Source organism: Rahnella sp. P4_A8, from assembly GCF_056402435.1.
The window spans coordinates 1-5,187 of record NZ_JBFUHK010000115.1; the positions used below are offsets into that span (position 1 = coordinate 1).

Annotated in this window: 9 protein-coding genes; 2 read left to right on the plus strand and 7 right to left on the minus strand. The window is 51.1% G+C overall.

All coding sequences use genetic code 11. The annotated features are described in order from the left end of the window. Both AC1DUO_RS23100 and AC1DUO_RS23105 read left to right on the plus strand, forming a co-directional pair. Positions 1 to 581 (plus strand): phage portal protein (locus AC1DUO_RS23100; RefSeq protein WP_477988929.1); only part of this gene is annotated, 581 nt, incomplete at its 5' end. Continuing rightward, a complete protein-coding gene (locus tag AC1DUO_RS23105; RefSeq protein ID WP_013575849.1) occupies positions 578 to 892 on the plus strand; it encodes an ogr/Delta-like zinc finger family protein in 315 nt (104 codons plus the stop codon). The genes AC1DUO_RS23100 and AC1DUO_RS23105, both read left to right, overlap by 4 nt. On the opposite strand, the gene AC1DUO_RS23110 is transcribed toward AC1DUO_RS23105, so the two are convergent. The 7 genes from AC1DUO_RS23110 to AC1DUO_RS23140 form a co-directional block, all read right to left on the minus strand. Further along, entirely contained in the window at positions 875 to 1,081 is a 207-nt protein-coding gene (locus AC1DUO_RS23110; protein ID WP_477988931.1) for a hypothetical protein, read from the minus strand. The genes AC1DUO_RS23105 and AC1DUO_RS23110 overlap by 18 nt on opposite strands. Positions 1,082 to 1,182: 101 nt before the next feature. Beyond that, the gene (locus AC1DUO_RS23115; RefSeq protein WP_477988933.1) at positions 1,183 to 3,339 is read right to left on the minus strand and encodes a replication endonuclease; all 2,157 of its coding nucleotides are present in this window, start codon (positions 3,337 to 3,339) and stop codon (positions 1,183 to 1,185) included. Beyond that, entirely contained in the window at positions 3,340 to 3,600 is a 261-nt protein-coding gene (locus tag AC1DUO_RS23120) for a DUF2732 family protein (protein ID WP_477988935.1), read from the minus strand. Positions 3,601 to 3,673: 73 nt separating this feature from the next. Then, complete coding sequence (locus AC1DUO_RS23125; RefSeq protein ID WP_477988937.1) at positions 3,674 to 4,105, minus strand: hypothetical protein; 432 nt, start codon at positions 4,103 to 4,105, stop codon at positions 3,674 to 3,676. Positions 4,106 to 4,112: 7 nt separating this feature from the next. Next, positions 4,113 to 4,439: a hypothetical protein gene (locus AC1DUO_RS23130; RefSeq protein WP_477988939.1), complete on the minus strand. Its 327-nt coding sequence runs from the start codon at positions 4,437 to 4,439 to the stop codon at positions 4,113 to 4,115. Between the two features lie 2 nt (positions 4,440 to 4,441). Further along, a complete protein-coding gene (locus tag AC1DUO_RS23135) occupies positions 4,442 to 4,645 on the minus strand; it encodes a phage filamentation protein Fil family protein (RefSeq protein WP_477988941.1) in 204 nt (67 codons plus the stop codon). Between the two features lie 9 nt (positions 4,646 to 4,654). Further along, complete coding sequence (locus AC1DUO_RS23140; RefSeq protein WP_477988943.1) at positions 4,655 to 5,164, minus strand: phage regulatory CII family protein; 510 nt, start codon at positions 5,162 to 5,164, stop codon at positions 4,655 to 4,657. Positions 5,165 to 5,187 lie beyond the last annotated feature (23 nt).

Consider the following 5,187-nt stretch of genomic DNA (forward strand, 5'->3'; position numbering starts at 1 on the left):
GCCCGGATGATGTGATTTTCCTGAAACAGTACGACCCGCAGCAACAGATTTACGGCCTGCCGGATTACATCAGCGGCATTCACTCGGCATTACTCAACAGTGAAGCCACCATTTTCCGCCGCCGCTACTATCACAACGGGGCGCACACCGGGGGGATCATCTACACCAATGACGCGAATCTGACGGATGAAGTAGAGGATGAAATCACCGAACGCCTGGAAAGCAGCAAAGGGATCGGGAACTTCTCCACCATCTTTGTGAACATTCCAGGCGGGAACGAAAAAGCGATCCAGTTCATTCCTGTGGGAGATATCGGCGCGAACGACGAATTCAACAACGTGAAGAACATCAGCGCGCAGGATGTGCTGAACGCCCACCGTTTCCCGGCTGGCCTGGCGGGTATTATTCCGCAAAATACAGCGGGTTTACCTGATCCGGAAAAGTCACGCGCTACGTATCGAAAGGATGAAGTGATCCCGTTGCAGCGCATGATCATGAATGCGGTCAACAGTGACCCGGAAATTCCGTTACATCTGCGGCTTAACTTCGCCTTTGACACAACATCAGAGGGTGAAAAATGAGCCGCAAAAGGCTAAAATCACGGGGTAATCAATTCCCTGGAGCCTACAATATGCGCGTGTCGAAAGTGATTTGTACCGCATGTAATTCAAACGCCGTGATTAAGAAAACGGTACGCAAGCATAGGGAACTTTCAGACCTGTATTGCAGTTGCACAAATATTGAATGCGGCCATACGTTTAAAATGCATCTGTCATTTGCCAGCACCATCAGCCCAAGCGCGATATCTCAGGAAGAGATGGTTAAAAGCGTCGCCAATGCACTTACTGCCGATGGCCGCCAAATGATGCTTTCGCTACTGCAACAAGCCTGAATCACTGCCCCCATTTTGGGGGGTTTTCTTTTCTGTCTGTCGCAGATTTTCCAGCAATTGTGCATTCAACTCAGCTAACCAGCCCAAAGCTAACGTTTTTTCTTCCTGGTCACAGTCCCCAATAGCTACCAACCGAGAAAATAAAGCCATCCGTTGCACAGCGATTTCCTCAAAAAATAAATCCCGCATTCCCCAACCTCCTTAACTTATATACTGTATAAATATACAGTATCTCAAATTGTTACAGAATAAAAGCAAACTGAACGTGCTTTTGCGAGTTTTACCTTGCATTAAATGCCTAACGCCTCAAACGCCCGGTTAACGGCATCATTCTGATCGGCCTGCAAAACATGGCCATCGGCGCACACCCAGCACACGCCAGGTGAATCGAATGACTCATTTTCAGGCGTGATAACCTCCCCACAATCCTTGCAATATGCTTTCCGCCGCCTGACCACCAGCCGGTTGCCCTCTAATTGCATTTCAGTTTCCCGATCCAGCGGCACGATGTTGCCCCTGGCCAGCGCTTTGGCCATCTGGCCAGCATCCTGGGACTGAATACCGATGCCCTTTTTCAACTCGGTGATCGTACTTTGGGTACAGTTATTGACAGAACTCCAAGGGGCGGCGATGCCGCCAGGAAAAGCAGCCTCCGCTGCGCTATCGGCCAACTTCGGAACAATCGCCCACTTAACCAGGCGCGTTAATACCTCTGATTCCTGACCAGATAACGGCGAGTAAACCCCCTGAATACGCTGAACGGCCTCCCCGTATTCATTGCCGCATTCAGTGATTTCATACATCAGGCGCACAACCAGATCACAACGCGCCACCAACGCCCCGCCCTGTGCCTGGGTATAAGATGCCCAGCACCCCACATCCGCCGCAGCCAGCACGGCATCCATAGATTTGTTTTCCAGGGTGATATCACGCATGCGGCGCAGCTCACGCCAGACCGTTACCGGCGCACCCCCGATTTGCTGAAACTGACGGATCCGCCAGCGGCTTGCCCAGGCAGATACCGCCTTGGCCATGTCTTTCAAATTTTCGCCCGTTTCATCATCGGCTTCCCCGTCCAGGGCGTAACCGTCGATATTTTTAGAAATGTATTTAGCAATGTAGCCGGTCGCGCTGCCCTTCTCCGGATCGATAGGTTCAACGTGAAAACGCGCCTTAAGTGCGTATGCGGATTGCAGTTCTTCAGAATCTTCAAGGCGGGAGTAATAACAGAGAATATCCCGTACCTCTGCCACGTCTGACGGACGCATAAACAGCAACATATGCCAGTGAGGCGTCCCATCGTGATGCGGTTCGACTACGCGAAAACCAAAGACGTGGATCCCTGCGCGGGAAAACGCAGCGCGGGCTTTTGCCCATACGCCGCAAAGGTATTTTTGTGTTTGCTGCGGGCTGGCTGCGTTCCACTGAGACACGAATCCACCCTTACTATGCACGGCGTGATATTTTGACGGCGCAGTGATCGTATAAAATTCTCCGGCCATCCCCATTTCAGTGGCCAAATCTTCAAACCCACGCATACGAACCATCAGTTCGCAGCGGCGTTTTGCCGGGTTGGCGTTGCTGCCGTCCACCATGTCAGCCAGGGAAATACGCTCTCCAGTTTCCTGATTTTCTAAATCACACGATTTGAAAAACTCTCGGTTACGTTTCTTTTGCTCCACCCATTCCCCTTGCGTGGAACGGCTGACATACGCCGATGCCGCCTTTTGAACCTGGCCAACGGCAATGGCCATATGTTCACGCAGCAGATCACGGGTTCGTTTCAACTTACCGCGCCACCATTCCGGTGCCATCATCCGCAGCAAACCCGACTCAGCATTACGCGCCGTGAAGTTGTTGCCCGCTTTGAATAAATGCCAATATGGCGGCGTGATACTGAACTGATTCACCAGCTCAGCCAAATGACGATAAGCAGCTGTCGCACGCCACTCTAATTCTTCGGGTGATTTGGAATCTTCCAGGAAAGCCGTGCGAATGAAATCATTGAAACATTCGGCCATAAAATCTGCGATACGGTGCGCCAGGTTGCGCACGTCGTCACGATCAAAGCCTGGGAGTTTTTCCATATCCTTAGCAAACGGGATATGCACCCCGCCTGCACCCTGGAAATCCATTGCGTACTGTTTGCGAACTTCGCGCAGGCGTGGCAATACATTTTTACCCAAGGTAGTGCGTAAAAATGTATTGGCACGGCGGCGGCCATTCTGGCCAGACTCCATTAATTTGCTGTAACGATCGCCAAAATAACGCGCTAAGAAATTTGGCATTTCTGCCAAATACTCAGCACGCCATGCGTGATCGTCTTTGTTGATATGCCATAACTGGCGTTCGGTCAGGCTAATCCCAGCAGGCGCATTAGGTGAAAACTGCGCCTTTTGAAATTCACGGGTTGCATGATGCTGGCCGTTAAAAGCAAAAAGCTCCATTTATAAGGTGTGACCAAACTGTTCGGATTCCTGCCGTAACAATTCCACGGCTTCCGCTGCGTTTAACCCCTCCGTCGCAATATGTGCAGCCAAACGTTCCATACGGCCGGAATATTTCACGGCTGCATCCGCCATCGACTCTGCGCGGGCGTTCTTCAACATGCTGGCCAGACGATCAGAATCCTGATAAGCCGGTGAGGATTGGTCAAAACCGCGCAGCACCGACGTGCGTTTCGGGCGGTCATTTCGGGATAGATTCAATGGACGACTCCAAATTTTGGCGGCAAGAAACCCCGGCAACCTGGCTGAAGCCGTGGGCGTTCGAATGATTTAATTAATGAAAACTAAGCGGGGAATTCGTTGTTTCGTATTTTTTAGGAAGCGGCGCAAGCGGTGACAGGTTAAGCGCCCCTATGCCGTGCAATTCCTTGATCGTCTCAAACCAGGTGCTGATCAGCGCATGAGCATGACCCTGCCCCAAAGAACCGGCCAAAAAATAAAGGGCGCGAATGCTGGCCATTGTTTCCACTTGTTCGACCAAGGTTTCAGACTCACGATAGGCGCGAACCCAAAACGCAGCATTGGCCGCAAACCATTGGTGCGGGTTATCAAGATGAACCGTGTCATTGAACATGAAAGGCGTCAGCGCAACGCGGCCTTTTGACACGTGGCATTTACTCAGGAATAAACGGCTGTAATTGAACTTAACGCCAAAAGCTGCGAATGATTCGATCAAACCAATTTCGTCTACGGTGATAATTTTCATACTTCCCTCAGTGCATCGGATTTGAAATTTTTTGTTCGTCAGCTCTACGGCTAACACTACAAACAACCACGCCTTTGAAATCTTCCGGCGTCAGCGAACGGGTTTGTTGCTGCATTTTTCTGACCTTCAAAACGCCCTGCCACAGCGCGATTTTTTCCGCCTCGGTCAAATCGTCCCAGGCGCATTTCACATGGCGGCTTTTCAGCTGGGAGAGGAAACAAAGATCGCGGCGTCCATCTTCTGGAAGATTTTCCCAATAATGTTTCACCCGGTTTTCAGTGCCTGAAATCATCTTTCGGGCTTCACTAATCCATTTCGGCAATTGCTGTTCCACGCTTACCCCCTTAATCTCATCAGGCGGAACCACCATGGGCGGCGCTTAATCTTCACCATCGGGTGACGGCAACCACTTAGAAACGACACTTTGCTTGCGGCCGGTTGCCAGCGCTGACCGTTTGGCAGTTCAAGCCAACCGTGGCCATAGCTTTGCAGTTGAGCCGTTGGCGATTGTTGCTTTAATAGTTGTGCGAAAACTTTCATCGAATAGCCTCAGTTCAGGCCTGGCATGACGCCGCATGAACTGATTACGTCCATTGCGGATGCCAGCACAGGCGTGGTGTGAAAACGCGACTCAACAGACACAACGAGCAAGGACAGATCGCGAATCGCCTGATTGGCTCGGTCTAAAATGGCGTTTCTACGGAGTTGCGTCATAGGCGCAGCGGATATGGCTTCACCGGCGATAACACCGATTGCGGCCGTAGCACTCAGAGCGTGCAGGGGTAAATTGTCGGGCTTCGCTTCATTCACCGGCACCGCAGGCAAGCATTTCAACTGTGCCAGTAAACCATCCAGAACGGCCGAATCATCAGTGATATCCGTTAGCATGATCAGCTCGTTTACTGTTAAACGATGCGGCTGTTCTGGATTCAGTTTGTTGCGTAATACCTGGGCAGAGATACCGATAACCGCAGCCAACTCAGTAAGGTTATGAGCCAAAGAGAAACGGCGGCAAGCGGTGTCAAAATGCGAATGTATTGAAGTTTGGTAATCAAACATGGCTGTGACCTCAACGATATTGC

What these genes read in the sequence shown, in the direction of transcription:
- AC1DUO_RS23105 (WP_013575849.1), top strand. Translation starts at nt 578, where the DNA reads ATGAGCCGCAAAAGGCTAAAATCACGGGGTAATCAATTCCCTGGAGCC.
- AC1DUO_RS23110 (WP_477988931.1), bottom strand. Translation starts at nt 1,081, where the DNA reads ATGCGGGATTTATTTTTTGAGGAAATCGCTGTGCAACGGATGGCTTTA.
- AC1DUO_RS23115 (WP_477988933.1), bottom strand. Translation starts at nt 3,339, where the DNA reads ATGGAGCTTTTTGCTTTTAACGGCCAGCATCATGCAACCCGTGAATTT.
- AC1DUO_RS23125 (WP_477988937.1), bottom strand. Translation starts at nt 4,105, where the DNA reads ATGAAAATTATCACCGTAGACGAAATTGGTTTGATCGAATCATTCGCA.
- AC1DUO_RS23135 (WP_477988941.1), bottom strand. Translation starts at nt 4,645, where the DNA reads ATGAAAGTTTTCGCACAACTATTAAAGCAACAATCGCCAACGGCTCAA.
- AC1DUO_RS23140 (WP_477988943.1), bottom strand. Translation starts at nt 5,164, where the DNA reads ATGTTTGATTACCAAACTTCAATACATTCGCATTTTGACACCGCTTGC.